Origin of the sequence: Falsiroseomonas oleicola (genome assembly GCF_019029495.1) — a bacterium.
Taxonomy (GTDB): domain Bacteria; phylum Pseudomonadota; class Alphaproteobacteria; order Acetobacterales; family Acetobacteraceae; genus Falsiroseomonas; species Falsiroseomonas oleicola.
Genome location: NZ_JAERQM010000006.1, coordinates 102,707 through 118,775, shown reverse-complemented (window position 1 = coordinate 118,775; position 16,069 = coordinate 102,707). Strand labels below are relative to the sequence as shown.

Sequence of the window (16,069 nt, the reverse complement as noted above, 5' to 3'; positions counted from 1 at the left end):
CTGTGCTTCAATCCCGCAGGGAACGGCGCAGCGAATCCCGGATCGGGGATACCAGGTAGTTCAGCGCGCTGCGCGTCTCGCCCAGGACGAAGACCTCCGTCGGCATGCCTGCGGTCAGCCGCACCTCCGGCAGGCGGCGCAACTCGGCCGCATCGATCTCGGCACGGGCGAGGAAATACACCACCCCCTGGGCATCGGTCTGCTGGTCGGCGGAGACATAGGTCAGATGGCCCGCCAGCAGCGGCGTGCTGCGCTGGCGCAGCGCGGTCAGGCGCACATTCACCCGCTGGCCGACCTGCAACTGCTCCACATCCGTGGGCGAGACCCGCGCCTCCACCACCAGCCGGTCATCCAGCGGCACCAGGTCCAGCACCGGCTGGCCATCGGTGATGCTGCTGCCGGGCGTCACGAAGCGGATATCGGTGACGATGCCGGGTTCGCTGGCCACCAGGTCGCGGCGGGCGCGGATGTTCTCGGCCGAGAGCAGCCGCTGCTCCGCCTCCACCATCTGTTGCTGCGCTTCCTGCAATTCGCGGGCGATGTCCTGGGCGCGGGTCAGGCGCAGGCTGGAAAGCTCGGCCTCCGCCTGCGCGATGGCCTGGCGGAACTGTGCTTCCTGCGCCGCATACAGGCCCATGTCGCCGCGCGCTTGCGCCTCCAGCCGCTCCAGTTCCCGCACCTCCCGCATCCGGGCGAAGCCCTGCTGGGCGAGGGGGCGCAGGCCCTGGAGGTCGGCGCGCACGGAACTGGCGCGGGCGGCGGCGGAGGCGCGCTGGGCGCCGGCGGCCAGAAGCTGTTCGCGCGGCACGGCGACCCGGCGTTCATAGACGCGGGTATTGCTGTCGAAGGCCTCCCACCGCGCCTGGAACAGGCGGGTCTCGGCGACCAGGATCGCGGCGAGGGAGGGGTCGGTGGCGGCGGCCCGCTGGATCTCGGCCGGGATGGTGAAGCTGCGCTGGTCCTGCTGTTCGGCGCGCAGCCGCGCGATGCGGGCGGCGAGCGTCCGCGCCTGGGCGCGAAGCTGCGCGGCATTCGCCTCCGCCGTGGTCGGGTCGAGCCGCAGCAGCACCTGGCCGGCCTGCACCCGCTGCCCCTCCCGCACCAGCAGTTCCTGGAGGATGCCCGGCTCGGCCAGCATCATGGATTTGCGCCGGCCCTCCGCCACCAGCGCCCCGCGGGCGACGACGGCGCGTTCGATCGGGGTGATCGCGGCCCAGAACAGCAGCCCGCCGAAGCCCACCACCAGCAGCAGCAGCGCCGCGCGCATCACCCGCCGGACATCGGGCGTGGCGGCGGCGGCCTCGGCTTCGGCGAAGTTCAGGGGCATGCTGGGCGGGCCGGCCAGTCTTGCCGTCATGCGCGTATCTCCCCCGCAGCCTCGCTGCGCCAATGCCCGCCCGGCGCCAGATGCAGCATCTGATCCAGATGGCCGGTCCAGAGCGTTGGCTCGTGGCTGACCAGCAGGCAGGCGGCGCCTGCGGCGCGGGCGGCGAGCACCGCATCCCGCACCGCCTCCCGCCCCGCCTGGTCCAGCCCCGCCTCCGGCTCGTCCAGGACGAGCAGGGCAGGGGCACCATACAGCGCGCGGGCGAGGCCCACCATGCGGCGCTGGCCCATGGAGAGCACGCCGCTCGGCCCGGCATCCGTCTCGTAGCCCCGGGGCAGGCGGCCGATCATCTCATGCGCGCCGGCGAGGCGAGCGGCATCCACCACCGCGGCCGCATCCTCCGGCCCGAAGCGGCCGATGTTCTGCAGCACATTGCCTTCCAGCAACTGCACATCCTGCGGCAGGAAGCCGATGCGCGGGCCGATCGCGGCACGGTCCACCGCGCGCATGTCCTGGCCATCCAGCAGCGCCACGCCGGCATGCGCCGCCAGCAGGCCGAGTGCCGCGCGCAGCAGGCTGGACTTGCCGGTGCCATTCGGCCCGCTGACCAGGGTGATGCTGCCCGGCGGGCAATACAGGCTGACATCCGCCAGCACCGGCCGCAGCCCGCCCGGCGGCGTCCAGCGCAGTTCCCGCAGCCAGAGCCCGGGCGGCGCCCCGGCTTCCACCGCCCGCACCGCCGGCTCCGCATGGTCGAGGAACAGCTCCTGCAACCTTCGCCAGGCGAGACTCGCAAAAGCCCATTCCCGCCAGGCCAGCACGATGCGCGCGACCGGCAGGGTGGCGCTGCCCGCCAGCATCATCGCCGCGATGATCGAGCCCGGGGAGGCCTGGTCGCCCAGCGCCAGCACCACCCCAGTCACCACCACCGCGCCCTGCGCCATGTAGGAGGCGAATTCGGTCACGCCCCGCACGGCGCGTGCCCGCGCCTGGGCACGATCACCCTCCGCCAACGCGGCGGCCTGGGCGGGTTCCCAGCGCCGCACCACCGCGGCGAGCATGCCAAGGCCCTCCAGCATGTCGGCTTGCCGCAGCCGTCCCTGCAATTCCGCGCCCTGGCGCAATTGCCGTTCGGAGGCCTCCCGCAGCAGGCCCCGCGTGGTGCGGTCCAGCACCAGGCCGAGCAGCACCATCATGATGCAGGCGCTGCCCACCACCAGGGCATAGACCGGGTGCAGCAGGAACAGCACCGTCAGCGCCACCGGCAGCGCCGCCATGTCGAACAGGTCCGCCAGCGTATTGCCGCCCAGGAAGCGGCGCAGCTCCGACGTGTCCTGCAGCGCCGCGATGCCCGGCTGGCGGCTGCCGAGCAGGGCACTGCGCACCGCGGCCTGCAGCGCCTCCAGCGTCAGGCGGCGGGCGATATCCTCCGACAGCGCGGCCATCAGCGCGGCGCGCAGCGCGCGCAGCGCGCCGGCCATGCAGAGCGCGATGACGAAGGCGATGGACAGGACCAGCAGCGTGTCCAGGTTGTGGCCCTGGGTGACGCCATCGAAGATATGCATGGTCAGCAGCGGCATGCCGAGCAGCGCCGCCTGCCGGGCGAAGGACATCGCCAGCACCACCGCCAGCACCCGGCGGAACAGCGGCGCGCCGCGCAGCGCCGTGCGCAGCCCGGCCAGTGGCCCCGTGGCCGGCGATGCGACGCGGGGCGAAGCGGGGCCTGGCGGCTTCGCCCGGGGTGCCGGCCGGGACCGGCCGCCATCGCCGCGCAGGATCGCCCGGCCGCTCATGCCGCGCGGCGCTTCGGCCCGGCCAGCATCGGCGGTGCCTTCGCCGGCACGAGCTGCCCGCCGCGCAGGGTCAGCACCTGATGCGCCGCCGCCAGCAGCGACATGCGGTGGGAGGTCAGCAGGATGCCCGTGCCCTGGGCCGCCAGGTGCCGCAGCAGGCGCAACAGCCGTTCCTCGCCCGCCGCATCCAGGAAGGCCGCGGGCTCATCCAGCACCAGCAGTCGCGGCCGGCCATACAGAGCGCGGGCGAGGGCCACGCGCTGGCGCTGGCCGGCGGAAAGCGGCCCCTCGGCGCGGATCGGCGTGGCGTAGCCGGCGGGCAGGGCGGCGATCAGCCCATGCGCATCGGCCAGCCGCGCCGCCTCCATCACCGCCGGCATGTCCGGCACTTCGAGCCGCGCGATCGCCTCCGCCACCGTGCCATCGGTCAGCAGCGGGTCCTGCGGCAGGTAGCCGACATGACGGGCGAAATCCTCCCGCGCCCATTGCCAGCAGGCCTGGCCATCCAGGAAGCAGCCGCCGGCGGAAGGGCGCAGCATGCCGACGGCGATGCGCAGCAGCGTGGTCTTGCCCGCCCCGGCGGTGCCGGCCAGCGCCACGATGCGTCCCGGCGGCACCTCCAGCGCCACATCCCGCAGCAGCGGGCGGGGCGCGCCGCGATGCACGAAGCCGACCCGTTCCATCACCAGCCGCCCCTCCCGGCAGGGGAAGGCGATGCCCGTGGCGGCGGCCGGCGCCGCCTCCGCGAGGTTGGCGAGGCGGCGCCAGGCGGAAATCGCCGCGCCCCATTCATGGCTGGCGCCGCCGAGCCGGGCGAAGGGGGTGATGATCTGGCCGGTGACCAGCATGGCCAGCACCATGCCGAAGCCGACATCGACGCCATTGGCCGAGAGCAGCGTGCCCACCACCAGCGCACCGCCGGAGCCCACGCCATGGATGGTGGCGAGCCCGGCGCCGATCCAGCGCGCCCCGGCCTGGGCGCCGCGCAGCGCCGTGGTGCCCTCCCGCATCCGGGCTTCCCACCGGGCGGCGAGCGGCGCGCGCAGGCCCATCGCTTCCACCGCCTCGGCGCAGCGCATCGCATCACCCACCAGCCCGGCGGTGCGGGCCTGGGATTCATTGGCGGTGCCCACGGCGCGCCGCGTCAGCCGGTCGCCCAGCAGGGACAGCAGGGCGGCGGCGAGGCAGCAGCCCAGCGCCCAAAGGGTGAAGGCCCAGTGGAAGAACAGCAGCAGCAGGATCAGCGTCGGCACCAGCACCGCATCGACCAGCCCGGTCAGCACCGGCCCGGTCAGGTTGCGCCGCAGCTCCTCCACATCCCGCAACGCCTGGGCGGCGGCGATATCCGCCCGACCCGGCTGCTGCGCCGCCGCCAGCACAAGCGGCGCCGCCAGCCGTCGCGCCAGGCGGTGGGAGATGGCGAGCAGCCCCAGCTCCCGCAACTGGTCGAGGCCCAGCAGGATGCCGACCGCGAGGCAGAAGGCGATGGCGAGGCCCGCCAGGGTCCAGGGATTGCCGGTGGGCAGCACGAGCTGCCAGATCACCAGCTTGGCGGCGACGACGCCAAAGGTGGCGAGGCTGATGGCCAGGCCGAGCGCGAGAGTCAGCCGGGTGGCGGAGGCGACTTCGGCGCGCGCCACCTCGATGACATTGGCCGCGGGTGCCGGTGGTGTGGCTGCCGGTGGCGCGGCGCTGGGCCCGGCACCCCGCAGGCTGCGCGCCAATGCCATGGCGCTACAGCGCCAGGACCAGGGCGAAGACGGTCAGCCCGCCAAGGCCGGTGACGGCGAGCAGCGCGATCAGCACCACCTGCCAGGTATCAAGCCCGGCGGGCCCCGCGCCGCGTGGCGCAGGCGCGGCGCTTTGCAGGCTGGCCAGGCGTTCATCCAGCCGCGCCACCCAGGCCTCCAGCACCTCCATGCGCTGCTCGAAATCCGCCGGCTCCGCCGCCAGGGCGGCCATCGGCGGCTCGGGCCGCTGGGCGAGTTCCTGCAAACGGGCCTCCAGCGCCCGCTGGCCGGCGGCAAGCTGTTCGATGGCTTTCACGACCTGCGGGTTCGGCGCGGCGGGGCGGGCCTCCGGCCGGGCGTCCTGCGGCGCGCCATGGCGCAGCAACGGCAGCACCACCTCGCCACCTTCCACGCCGCGCGCCAGCACGCTGAGCTCGGCGCGCCGTTCCGCCCAGGCCGGGCGCAGCAGGAAGCGGAAGCCGTGGAAGGCATCGCCGATGCCGGCGCGGATCAGGTCGGCACGGTGCCGGTCGGCGACGCTGGTCGCCACCGTCTGGCCATCCAGCCGCAGCTCCACCACCACCCGTTCCGTGGGCTGCGCCGGCTCGAAGGCCCAGCCATCGATCCGGTTGCCGGTGACCGCGTCGACGAAGCCGCGGATGTCCGGCGCGGACAGGGGCTCAGCCAAGGCGGACACGCGCCCGGCCCTCCGCGCGACGGGAGGTCGTGGTCCGCACCGGCTCCGGCCTCGGTGCCGGCAGGCCCATCAGGCGGCGATACAGCGCCAGGTGCTCGGCGGCGGCATCCTCCATCCGGCGCGGCGCGGGGGTGGCGGCGGCGAGCCGTTCCCACAGACCCGGCTCCTCCGCCGCGCGGCGCATCACCTCGGCAAGGCCGACGGCGTCGCCCAGCGGGAAATGCAGGCCATCGACGCCATCCCGCACCGATTCCGCCATGCCGCCCACATTGCCGCAGATCACCGGCCGGCCATGGCGGAACGCCTCCTGCACCACCAGGGGCGCGTTCTCCCACCAGATGGAGGGCATCACCAGCCAGTCCACCGCGGCCATGCGCGCCGGCATATCCTCCGGACTGTACAGGCCGTGATGCCGCGCGGCCGGCGCATCGGCCAGCGCCGTCCGAAATCCCGTAAGGAATTCATCAGGCTGGTAGGCGGTGCCGCCATGCAAGGCGAGGTCATGCGCGACACCCTGTCGCGACAGATGCGCGGAGGCGGCGAGCGCCACAAGACTGCCCTTGAAGCGGTTGATATGGCCGAAGAATCCGAAGCGGTCGCGCCGCCCATCCGGCGCCACGCGATAGGGGGCGGCGGGGCCGCCGGCGATGCCGTTGCGCTGCACCTCGATCCGCGCCCCGTCCCAGCCCGCGGCGATGAAGCGGTCGCGCAGGAAGTCGGAGGGCGAGAGCAGCAGGTCCACCTCCGCCATGGCGCCGCGCACCGCCAGTTCCCGCAGCGTGAGGTCGGCGCCGCCCCGACCCGGAAAGCACCGCCGGCAGGCATCGGGGGAGGGGCCGGGGCAGAGCCGGTCGTCGGTGGTCAGCAACTGACCTTCCTGCGGACAGAGCGCGAAGAAGTCGTGCAGCGTGACGATGATCTTGGCCTTGGGCGCCACCCGGCGCACGACATCCAGCGTCTCCAGCCCGAAATACAGCAGGTGATGGAAATGCACGATGTCCGGCTGGTAGTCGGCGAGGAAGGAGACCAGCTCACCCAGGCCCCAGCTATCGACCTGCGACAGATGAAAGCGGTCGAAATGGCTGAGCCAGACCAGCATCTCGTCCGGATGGCGGCCGATGGACTGGAACAGCGTGCCGGGGCGGCGTTCGCGGTGCTGCTGGGTGACGGCGGCGAGGAACAGCCCCTCCACCCCATGCCGGTCGCGCAGCGCGCGGAACAGCCCGCGCGCCACCACCTCGGTGCCGCCTGGCTGCAGATCGGGATGGTTATGGCAAAGGACGAGGAGGCGCATGGCTCCGCAACGCTAGAGGAAATGAGGGGGCGGCGAAATCGCCTGAACGTGGATAAGACGCTGCATCGGCACGGTTTCGCCGCGGAGGCTCAGGCGGCGGCGAGCGTCTCCCCCATCCGAGGGAATTCTTCCATCAGGGCGCCGATCGCCGCGTTCCAGCGATGGTGATGCAGGCGGCGGTTGTAGGCGGCGGCGACGGTGCCGGCATAGCCGCCATGCTGGGCGATCGACTGCCGCTCAAAATGGTAGAGCTCGGCGGCCGGTTCATAAAGGATGCCGAAGCCGGCCTGGCGCAGCCGCAGGCAGAGATCGCTGTCCTCGTAATCGCCAACGATATAGTCGGCGGAGAAGCCGCCGACCGAATCCCAGGCCTCGCGCCGCATCAACATGGCCGCACCGGTGACGCCAGGCACCGGGCGTGCCTGACACGCCATGGGATAATATCTCGGAAAGCCTTTGAAATAATGGCAATTATACCAGTCATCGCCGGGGCCGCGCGCGAAGTACAATCCGGCATGCTGGAGCGAGCCATCGTCGAACATCAGCTTCGGCCCGACGCAGCCGAGCTTCGGATCCGCCGCCAGCCGCGCCAGCAAGGGCACCAGCCAGCCTGGGCGGTCCGGCACCACGTCGGAATTGAGCATCAGCAGGATGGGCGCGGTGGCCTGCGCCGCACCGCTGTTGCAGGCGGTGGCATAGCCGGTATTCCGGCCGTGAATCACCAGGGTGACGGAAAGCCCGGTCAGGCCGCAGAGGCCGCGCAGCATGTGCTCCGCTTCGCCGCGCTGTTCGGGGCTGTCCAGCACATAGATCAGATCCGACTGCCGCAGCATGGGGTCGCGCGCGAAGGCGGCGAGCTGGTGGCGGACGAAGCGGAGGTTGCGGTACAGCGGGATGACAAGGCTGATGAGCGGCTGGGCGACCCGCGGGCCGATGCGCATCACCTCGATATCCAGCGCCTCGGCCGAGGCGGCGCGATGCAGACGTGCGGCGGCCGGGGTCAGGCAGCGGTCGAGCAAAGCAGGGCTGACATCCAGCGGATTGACCCCGCGCAGCACGGTTTCGCGCGCCTGGGCGGCGGGGATCAGGGCTGGACCGGCGATCAACTCGATCGCCTCGCCGGAGCCCAGCGCCAGTTCCAGCCGCCATTGCGCGACCGGGCCGGGACCGGCTTCAGGGAGGTGGGCGACGAAGCCGGGGCGGGGATCGGGCGCACCGAAGGGCGCCTGCTCGAAGCGCTTCACCACATCGGCGCGGGTGGCGGGGAACAGGTGGTCGCCGGGCAGCGTCGTGCCGCCGAAGGGGCCGCGCAGCGTCATGCCGCGCACCAGGCGCAGCGGGTCGTGCAGCCAGCCGATCAGGAAAACGCCGCCCGCATGATCGGAAATGGCGCGGTCCAGTGCCCCGGCCACGGCATTGGCGGGATCGCCGGCAGCCCGTGCCGGCGCCATGAACAGGAGTTGTGCGTCGCGCAACGCCTCCCGGCACCAGGGCTCCGCGGTGTGGCGACGAAGCGCCAGCATCGCTTGGCGCAGCAAGGCGCGCCGATCCGGCGCATCCTGCCGTGCCAGTTCCACCAGGCCGGGCACCCCGGCCGGAGGTGGCGGCAGGCGCAGCGGTGGACCCTCGGCACGCAGCAGGACCGCGCCGGCGGGCAAGGCCGGCAACAAGGCAAGGCCGGCCTCTGGCTCTGCCACCCGCGTCACGCCGCGCGCTGTGACCAGCCAGCCGCCGGTGGGCAGCCGCCAAAGCCCTCGGGTCCGGTCAAGGTCGATCAGCAGGCGTAGCGCATCGGGTGCGGGCACGGCCTGGTCCCGGGCCAGGGCCAGCAGGTCGCGCGCCATAACCGGGTCGGCGGCGGCGCGCAGCGGCCCGGCGATCTTGCTGGCGAGCAGTGCCAGGAAGCGCGGCATGGCGGCGGCCGGGGCCAGGACGCCGTGGTCGCTGGCTGCCCCGAGTTCCAGCCAGGCGCCATTGCCGATTTTGAGGGACAGCAGATTGCAGTCCGGCGAGCGCGCCAGCAGCAGGTCGCCCTGAGGAAGCGGCAGATGCGAGAGTGGCTGGAAGCTCTCTCCCTGCTCCCCGCGAAGAAGAATATCGCGAAGCCCGGAGAGGCGCTGTGGCAGGGCGACAGCGACGGCATCGGTACCAAGACGGACCCAGAGGGGAAGTGGCACGTCGATTTCCTGCAAGGCGGCCATCGACATCAATCCACCACAACACGCTGCCCTGGACCGTGGCCTCGAAACGGCTTGGGCCGGTCCAAGGCCGTCAGACGATCTGGACGACGGTGCCGATATTGGCGGTCAGGTCACCCACCGAAATGCCCTGGAGCTTGATCGTATCCGTCCCCAGGGTGATGACCGCATTGCCCGACCCGTCGTCGGAGACCAGTGCCAGGAGATCGTTCGGATCGGCGACGCCGGTCGCATTGATGTTGCTGGCGATCTGAAGCGTGTCGGCGCCGAGCTGGAAGCCGACGATGACGTCGTGGCCGAAGCCGTCATCGAACTCGAACGTGTCGAGACCAAGGCCGCCGTTCATCGTGTCGTCGCCGGCACCGCCGACCAGATGATCGTTGCCGGTGCCACCGGCGAGGACATCATTTCCCGCTCCGCCTCGCAGCACATCGTCGCCGACGCCGCCGATCAGCGTGTCGTGGCCGACGCCACCGAACAGCGTGTCGTCGCCCGTGCTGCCGGCCAGCACATCGTCACCCCCGCCACCGCGCAGGATGTCGTTGCCCGTGCCGCCGAAGAGTTCGTCATCGCCAGCCCCGCCGAACAGCGAGTCGTCACCGTTGAAGCCATAGATGGTGTCATTGCCGCCGAGCCCGAGGACCATTTGGCCGATATCACCGAATGGTGCCATCAGCAGGTCGTCGCCATGACTTCCCGAAATTGAGGCGAAACCGGACATCCACGGCCTCCGTCATAAAAAGAACGCGCCGAAATCCGGCCCGCGACCCTGGAACGATCTTTAAGAACGAGACGGAATGCGAGTCAATCAATTTAGTCTCCGATCGAACAGAACGGCCTGGCGCGACCTACTTAGCGCATTGATATATAATCAAAATCAGATTTTTAGACGCCCGACTAAATCGTTAATGACGAGCCGTGCAAGGAGGAGGCCGGATGGGGTGCGCCGACCGGGCAGAACCAATTTCCAAACGAAACGCGCAGAAATGGCATCATTCAGACGAAGGGCAGAAAATAAGACACTTTGGGGTGAGTGCAGCGAAAACGCGGGCTCGCCTCATTTTTTATACAAAAGATCAAAAAATGAAACTCGCCATCCCGTATGTGACGTCATTGCCGCAATATCAGTCTGGATGCGCATCCAGTGGTTGTTTTCCTCGGTTCTGTGCGGCGCCAAAGTGGATCTTAGGCGCTCTGGATCACACAACCGGAACGCGCATTTCTTCAGGCGCCGGGTGCCGGTGACAGACGCACCATCGCGACGCCATCCAGTAGCGCCGCCTTGGGATTCGCCAATGGCTTCGCCGCCGTCATCGCCGCGCCCAGAGCCTCGCGCCGCCAGAGAACCCCGGCCGGATCGGCGGCACCATCCCGGGCGATCGCGGCAAAGGGCGCATCGGGCGCCGCGGCCAGGGCATTGGCGGCGCGACGCAGGAAGGCGCCGCCCGGCGCCATGTCCGGATCCACGATCCACAGCAGGGCGCCACTTGTGGCCGCCATCGAGGTCTGCGCCAGCGTCGTCGAGGCGGGTGCCGGCACCACCCGAACCTCCCGCTGCCAGCGTTCCGCCGCCATCCGCGCGCCCTCCGCGACGCGCGGATCGGCCGGGTCGTCCAGCACCACAACCTCCCACACCGGTAGGTCCTGCCGGAACACGCCATCCAGCCGGCTTGCCAGCATGAAGCCCCGGCCCCGGCCCGGCACCACCACGGAGATCTCCGGCAGGCCCGGCAGCAGTTCGCCGCGCAGCCGGGCCAGCGTCTCGGCGACATCGAAGCGGGCCAGCGCCGCGCCGCGCCGCACCGCGCGGGTTGCCGCATCCGCGGGCTTCGCCAGAAGCCGCTGTGCCGCCGCCGCCATCGCCGCCATGTCGCCCAGCGGTACCGCTTCGCCGCCCAGCGCCTTGGCCAGCCCGGCCGCGCCGCCCGCCCCCTGGAAGGCGAGCACCGGCACGCCGAGGGTCAGCGCCTGCTGCGCCACGACCGGGAAGGCCGATTCCCGCGCCGGCAACACCAGCAGATCGGCGGCCGCGAGCAGCGGGCCGGGTTCGTGCAATTGCTCAATCAGCCGCAGCCCGTCCTGCCGCGCCGCGGCCAGCTCCGCGCCGAGCCAGAGCCGCAGCCCGGGATCGAGCGTGCCGACCCATACCGCCTTCACCCGCGCATCCTCCGCCCGCAGCCGACGGAACAGTTGAAGAAACAGGTCGATGCCGTGCCGCAGGTCGCCCGGCCCGGTGCCGAGCAGCAGCCGGTCCTCCGCCGCCAGGCCGAGATAGGCGCGCCCGCTGGCCACATCCGCCGCATCCAGCGCCGGGGGGAAGGGCAGGCCCGGCTCCAGCACCTCGACCGGCGTCTCCGCCAGGGCCGGCAGCTCTGCCAGCAGGGCCTGGCGCACTTCCTCGGCTGGCACCAGCACCTTCGTCGCCTGGCGCAGCGCGCCGCGAAGGCCGGCCAGCAGGTCGCGCGCGCGCAGCTCCGCCGGCATTTCCTGAAGCAGTACCGTGGCTGCGATGCCGCGCGCCTGCGCCAGCGCGGCCAGCCGCACCGCTGCCGCCGTGGTCATCAAGGCCTGTCGCAGCCCGTCCGACGCGGCGTCGGACAGCGCGGCCTCCGCCGCCTCCGGCGTCGTGGCGAAGGTCAGCCGGCCGATGCGTCCGAATTCCTCCTCCAGCGGCCCGCCTGCCAGCAGCAGCACCTCCACGCGCAGGCCGGAACTGCGGCGCAGCGCGCCCGCGGCATCCAGCAGCCGGCGCGCCGCCTCGCTGTCCTCGGCATCCGCCGCGGCGATCAGCAGGCCCGGCGCGTCGCTGGCGCGGCTGCCGACCACGGCGCGCGCGGTGGCGTTCAGGAAGGCGCCGCCATAATGCAGGTCGGGCTCCAGATAGGCGCCCTCGCACCACTCGTTCCAGGCATTCACGCAGACCATCGGCTCGCCGAAGAAGGGCGTGCGCCCGGCGCGCTCGATCAGCTCCGACAGCCAGGCCTCATAGGTGGCGGGCTTGGCGCCGTGGATGATGACGGTGTTCTGGCCCTGCTTGCGCGGGTCGTTGTCCCAGCCCGGCACGGCGCATTTGATCAGCGGGAAGTCCGGCTTCGGTTCCTCCAGCGACACGCGGATCACGTCCTCATAGGCGAAGACGGTGCCGGTGAAATCGGGGTCGAGGTAGTCCAGGCTGGCGCTGATCGGCGTGCAGCGCTTGGCCAGCTTGTGCGGCGGGAATTCGATGGCGCCGTCGAAGCCGAATTCCGTCGGGTCGATATCGTCGAAGGACTGCGTCATGACGAAGACCGGGTCTTCCCCATGCGCGTCGCGGAAACGCTTGCGCCAGCCGTCGACGATCTCCTTCGGCTCGGGGATCAGCCCGGCGCGGTAGACCATCAACACGGGGCGGCCCTGGACGCGGATGTAGCGCGGATCGGCGAAGTGGCGCGCGAGGGTGGCGACCAGCTCCGGCTCATCTTCCGGCCGGTAGTCCTGGCCCATCAGGATATCGTGCTCGGCGCCATCCCAGCGCCGGGTCCAGTTCTCATTCGCCCACATCAGGGCGAAGGGCATGTCGAGGCTGCGATCGGCCAGGAAGGCATCCACCGGCTTTTCCAGCAGGCGATGCCCGTTGAAGCTGTACCAGTAGAAGATCCAGCCATGCACGCCGCCGCGCCGCGCCATCTCGATCTGCCTGCGCATGACGCGCATGTCGTCGAGCGAGTAGTTGCCCAGGTCGCGTGGCACGCGCGGCTGGTAGTGGCCGGCGAAGCGCGGCAAGGCGCGCGGCAGGTTGGCCCATTCGGTGAAGCCTTTGCCCCACCAGGCATCGTTCTCGGCGATCGCGTGGAACTGCGGCAGGTAGTAGGCCAGCACCTTGGCGCGCGGGCGGAAGCCATCCGGCAGCGGCTGGACTTCCTCGAATTCCTCCGCCGGGCGGGTGTTGCGGCGGACCTCGCGCGGGATGGTCGGCGTTTCCTGCGGCATGCGCGGATGCACGCCGGGCTCATGCCGCTGGCGCAGCCAGTGCAGCAGCGGCGGCTCCGTCATCCGGCCGCCCATATGGCGCTGGAGGTAGTAGTGGCTGTCGAAATCCGGCCCTGGCTCGCGTTCCTCCTGCCAGCCGAGTGTCACATAATGCTCGAAGGCATCCGCCCCGGCACGCGCCACGTCGCGATAGGTCGAGAGGTAGAATTCCGCGTCGAATTCCGGAATGGGAGAGGCGCCGTATTCGCGATGGCGCAGGAAATGCGCCAGCGCATTCTCCTCCCCGCCCAGGCCGTAGCGGCCGCGATACCAGGCCGGGTCGAAATGCGGGCCCGGGCGCCGGCCTTCCGAGTCGCCATGAAACACATAATGCAGCACCGGATCGGCGCCGGCTTCCCGCACATCCGCATGCGTCGCCAGGTACCAGGCGGGGTCGAGGTAGAAGCACGGAGCGCGCCCCTGTTCCCAGCCGGTCTCCAGGAAATGCGACAGCGGGTCCTGCCCGCCATGTGCCACATCGGCGTTCTGCGCGACGTACCAGACGGCATCGACGATGCCGGAAGACGCCAGGACCTCCCGCGCCCTGGCGCGCGGGTCCTGTGCCGGGTCCTGATCGCCCTCCATCACTGGTCCTCGCGCGCCAGCAGGCCTTCCAGATAGGTACCGTAGCCACTGTTGCGCAGCGGCGCCGCCAAAGCGCGCAGCGCGTCGCCGTCGATGAAGCCCATTCGCCAGGCCACCTCCTCCGGCGCCGCCACCTTCTGGCCGGTGCGCTTCTCGATGGCGCGGACGAATTCGCCGGCTTCCAGCAGGCTGTCATGCGTGCCGGTGTCGAGCCAGGCATAGCCGCGGCCGAGCCGCACCACCCGCAGGGAGCCTTCCTCCAGATAGACGCGGTTGAGGTCGGTGATCTCCAACTCGCCGCGCGGCGAGGGGGCGAGCGCCTTGGCGATGGCGGCGGCGCGGCCGTCGTAGAAATAAAGGCCCGTCACCGCCCAGTCCGAGCGCGGCAGGGTGGGCTTTTCCTCGATCGTCAGGGCGCGGTTGTCGCCGTCGAATTCCACCACGCCGTAGCGGTGCGGGTCGGCGACGCGATAGGCGAAGACCGTCGCGCCCTGTGCCGCCGCATTGGCCTGCGCCTCGGTCAGCCGCGTTTCCAGGTCGTGGCCGTGGAACAGGTTGTCGCCGAGCACCAGGGCGCAGGGCTCGCCGGCCAGGAATTCCTCCGCCAGCACGAAGGCATGGGCGATGCCGCGCGGCTTGTCCTGCTCGGCATAGTCCAGCTTCAGGCCCCAGCGTTCGCCATCGCCCAGCAGCCGCTTGAACAGCGGCAGGTCGTGCGGGGTGGAGATGATCATGATCTCCCGGATCCCGGCGAGCATCAGCACCGAGAGCGGGTAGTAGACCATCGGCTTGTCGAAGACCGGCAGCAACTGCTTCGAGACCGCGAGTGTGGCCGGGTGCAGGCGGGTGCCCGATCCGCCGGCCAGGACGATGCCCTTCATTCCGCAAGCTCCTTGGCCGGTCCGACCAGCCTGTCCAGGCATTGCGCCAGGGACAGCCGCCAATCCGCCGGGCTGATGCCGTGTATATCCGCGATGCGACCGCAATCCAGCCTTGCATCGGCCGGGCGCATTGCGCGTGTCGGGTAATCCGTCGTGGCGATCGCGGCAAGCCGGGGCACGCGCATGCCGCGCCGCGCCGCCTGGGCCAGGATCTCCGCGGTGAAGCCGTGCCAGGTGGTGTGCGGGCTGCCGGTCAGGTGGAACAGGCCGAAGGCGGCATCGCCGGCGGGGGCGGCCAGCAGGCGCGGCGCCATCACCGCCACCGCATCGGCGAGATCCGCGGCAAAGCTGGGCGCGCCGTGCTGGTCGGCGACCACCCGCAGCTCCTCCCGCTCCGCCGCCAGGCGCAGCATGGTCTTGACGAAATTGGCGCCATCCGCGCTGCAGACCCAGGCGGTGCGCAGCACCACGCTGCGGGGATGCGCGGCCAGCACGGCGGCCTCGCCTTCCGCCTTGCTGCGGCCATAGACGCCGAGGGGGGAGGGCGCATCGGTCTCGACATAGGGCGCGCCCTTCCGCCCGTCGAAGACATAGTCGGTGGAGAAATGCACGAAGGGCGCGCCCATGGCGGCGGCGGCGGCGGCCAGATGCGCGGCGCCGTCGCGGTTCACCGCGAAGGCCAGCGCTTCCTGGTCCTCGGCGCGGTCCACCGCGGTATAGGCGGCGGCGTTCACCACCAGTTCGGGCCGCGCCGCTTCCATGGCGGCGGCGATGGAGGCCGGGTCGGTCAGATCCAGTTCCGGGGGTTCGAGCGCCGTCACAGCATGTCCATCGAGGCGGCGCAGCAGCGCCTGGGCGACCTGGCCCTGGCGGCCGGCGATCAGGACGCGCATCAGAAGGCCGGGCTGAGATCGGCGAGGCGCGGCGCGCGCCGGTCCTTGTCCGACAGCACCGCCTCCGCCGGGTCCAGGCCCCAGTCGATGCCGAGCGACGGATCGTCCCAGGCCAGCGACCGGTCGCAATCGGGCGCGTAGAGGGCGGTGACCTTGTAGGCGACCTCCGTCTCCGGCTCTCGGGTCACGAAGCCGTGGGCGAAGCCGGGCGGCACCCACATCATCAGCCCGTTCGCGGCCGACAATTCCGCGGCGACATGCTGGCCAAAGCTGGGCGAGGCGGCGCGCAGATCCACCGCGACGTCCAGCACCCGGCCCCGCAGCACCCGCACCAGCTTGCCCTGGGCATGCGGGGCGATCTGGAAATGCAGGCCGCGCACCGTGCCGGTGGCGACCGACATGGACTGGTTGTCCTGCACGAACTCATCGGGGATGCCGATGGCGGCGAAGTCGCGGCGTGAATAGGCCTCGGTGAAGACGCCGCGCGCATCGGCGAAGCGGCGCACGGAGATCAGGAGGGGCCCGGCCAAGGGCAGGGATTGGGCGGTCACATTGCCTGAGCGGCGCGCCTCTGGCGGTACTGATCCGATCCCTTCCGGCATCTGCGGTGATCCCTGCGCTAACCCGAGGTTGTCTCCGCTGGCGAATCCGCGTCGCGAAATG

11 protein-coding genes are annotated in these 16,069 nt (G+C 71.1%); all 11 read right to left on the bottom strand.

Annotation, left to right across the window (positions count from 1 at the left end; translation table 11 throughout):
- Positions 1-7: 7 nt before the first annotated feature.
- The 11 genes from JJQ90_RS19435 to rfbC all read right to left on the bottom strand — a co-directional run bounded on the left by JJQ90_RS19435 (position 8) and on the right by rfbC (position 16,008).
- Positions 8-1,357 (bottom strand): HlyD family type I secretion periplasmic adaptor subunit, encoded by a 1,350-nt coding sequence (locus tag JJQ90_RS19435; protein ID WP_216877920.1) that lies wholly within the window; start codon positions 1,355-1,357, stop codon positions 8-10.
- The gene (locus JJQ90_RS19430) at positions 1,354-3,120 is read right to left on the bottom strand and encodes an ATP-binding cassette domain-containing protein (RefSeq protein ID WP_216877919.1); all 1,767 of its coding nucleotides are present in this window, start codon (positions 3,118-3,120) and stop codon (positions 1,354-1,356) included. The genes JJQ90_RS19435 and JJQ90_RS19430 overlap by 4 nt, the downstream gene beginning before the upstream one ends.
- Positions 3,117-4,850 carry an ATP-binding cassette domain-containing protein gene (locus JJQ90_RS19425; protein ID WP_216877918.1) on the bottom strand — a complete coding sequence of 578 codons (1,734 nt, stop codon included), beginning with the start codon at positions 4,848-4,850 and terminating at the stop codon, positions 3,117-3,119. Before JJQ90_RS19425 ends, JJQ90_RS19430 begins: the two co-directional genes overlap by 4 nt.
- Positions 4,851-4,854: 4 nt before the next feature.
- Positions 4,855-5,538: a hypothetical protein gene (locus tag JJQ90_RS19420; protein ID WP_216877917.1), complete on the bottom strand. Its 684-nt coding sequence runs from the start codon at positions 5,536-5,538 to the stop codon at positions 4,855-4,857.
- Positions 5,531-6,841, bottom strand: coding sequence for a glycosyltransferase family 4 protein (locus JJQ90_RS19415; RefSeq protein ID WP_216877916.1), 1,311 nt, complete (start codon positions 6,839-6,841; stop codon positions 5,531-5,533). Before JJQ90_RS19415 ends, JJQ90_RS19420 begins: the two co-directional genes overlap by 8 nt.
- Positions 6,842-6,930: 89 nt before the next feature.
- On the bottom strand, positions 6,931-9,018 hold the full coding sequence (locus tag JJQ90_RS27520) for a glycosyltransferase (protein ID WP_216877915.1): 2,088 nt from the start codon (positions 9,016-9,018) through the stop codon (positions 6,931-6,933).
- 94 nt (positions 9,019-9,112) lie between these two features.
- Complete coding sequence (locus tag JJQ90_RS19405) at positions 9,113-9,760, bottom strand: calcium-binding protein (RefSeq protein ID WP_216877914.1); 648 nt, start codon at positions 9,758-9,760, stop codon at positions 9,113-9,115.
- 503 nt (positions 9,761-10,263) lie between these two features.
- Entirely contained in the window at positions 10,264-13,632 is a 3,369-nt protein-coding gene (locus tag JJQ90_RS19400; protein WP_216877913.1) for a glycoside hydrolase family 99-like domain-containing protein, read from the bottom strand.
- Entirely contained in the window at positions 13,632-14,513 is an 882-nt protein-coding gene (rfbA, locus tag JJQ90_RS19395) for a glucose-1-phosphate thymidylyltransferase RfbA (protein WP_216877912.1), read from the bottom strand. Before rfbA ends, JJQ90_RS19400 begins: the two co-directional genes overlap by 1 nt.
- Entirely contained in the window at positions 14,510-15,490 is a 981-nt protein-coding gene (gene rfbD / locus JJQ90_RS19390; RefSeq protein ID WP_216878167.1) for a dTDP-4-dehydrorhamnose reductase, read from the bottom strand. Before rfbD ends, rfbA begins: the two co-directional genes overlap by 4 nt.
- Positions 15,406-16,008: a dTDP-4-dehydrorhamnose 3,5-epimerase gene (rfbC, locus tag JJQ90_RS19385; RefSeq protein ID WP_216877911.1), complete on the bottom strand. Its 603-nt coding sequence runs from the start codon at positions 16,006-16,008 to the stop codon at positions 15,406-15,408. The genes rfbD and rfbC overlap by 85 nt, the downstream gene beginning before the upstream one ends.
- Positions 16,009-16,069: the final 61 nt, after the last annotated feature.

Bases quoted from the DNA above. Each gene is read 5' to 3' on its own strand.
- JJQ90_RS19435 (WP_216877920.1), bottom strand. From the start codon at position 1,357: ATGACGGCAAGACTGGCCGGCCCGCCCAGCATGCCCCTGAACTTCGCC.
- JJQ90_RS19425 (WP_216877918.1), bottom strand. From the start codon at position 4,850: ATGGCATTGGCGCGCAGCCTGCGGGGTGCCGGGCCCAGCGCCGCGCCA.
- JJQ90_RS19400 (WP_216877913.1), bottom strand. From the start codon at position 13,632: ATGGAGGGCGATCAGGACCCGGCACAGGACCCGCGCGCCAGGGCGCGG.
- JJQ90_RS19415 (WP_216877916.1), bottom strand. From the start codon at position 6,841: ATGCGCCTCCTCGTCCTTTGCCATAACCATCCCGATCTGCAGCCAGGC.
- JJQ90_RS19405 (WP_216877914.1), bottom strand. From the start codon at position 9,760: ATGTCCGGTTTCGCCTCAATTTCGGGAAGTCATGGCGACGACCTGCTG.
- JJQ90_RS19430 (WP_216877919.1), bottom strand. From the start codon at position 3,120: ATGAGCGGCCGGGCGATCCTGCGCGGCGATGGCGGCCGGTCCCGGCCG.
- rfbA (WP_216877912.1), bottom strand. From the start codon at position 14,513: ATGAAGGGCATCGTCCTGGCCGGCGGATCGGGCACCCGCCTGCACCCG.
- rfbC (WP_216877911.1), bottom strand. From the start codon at position 16,008: ATGCCGGAAGGGATCGGATCAGTACCGCCAGAGGCGCGCCGCTCAGGC.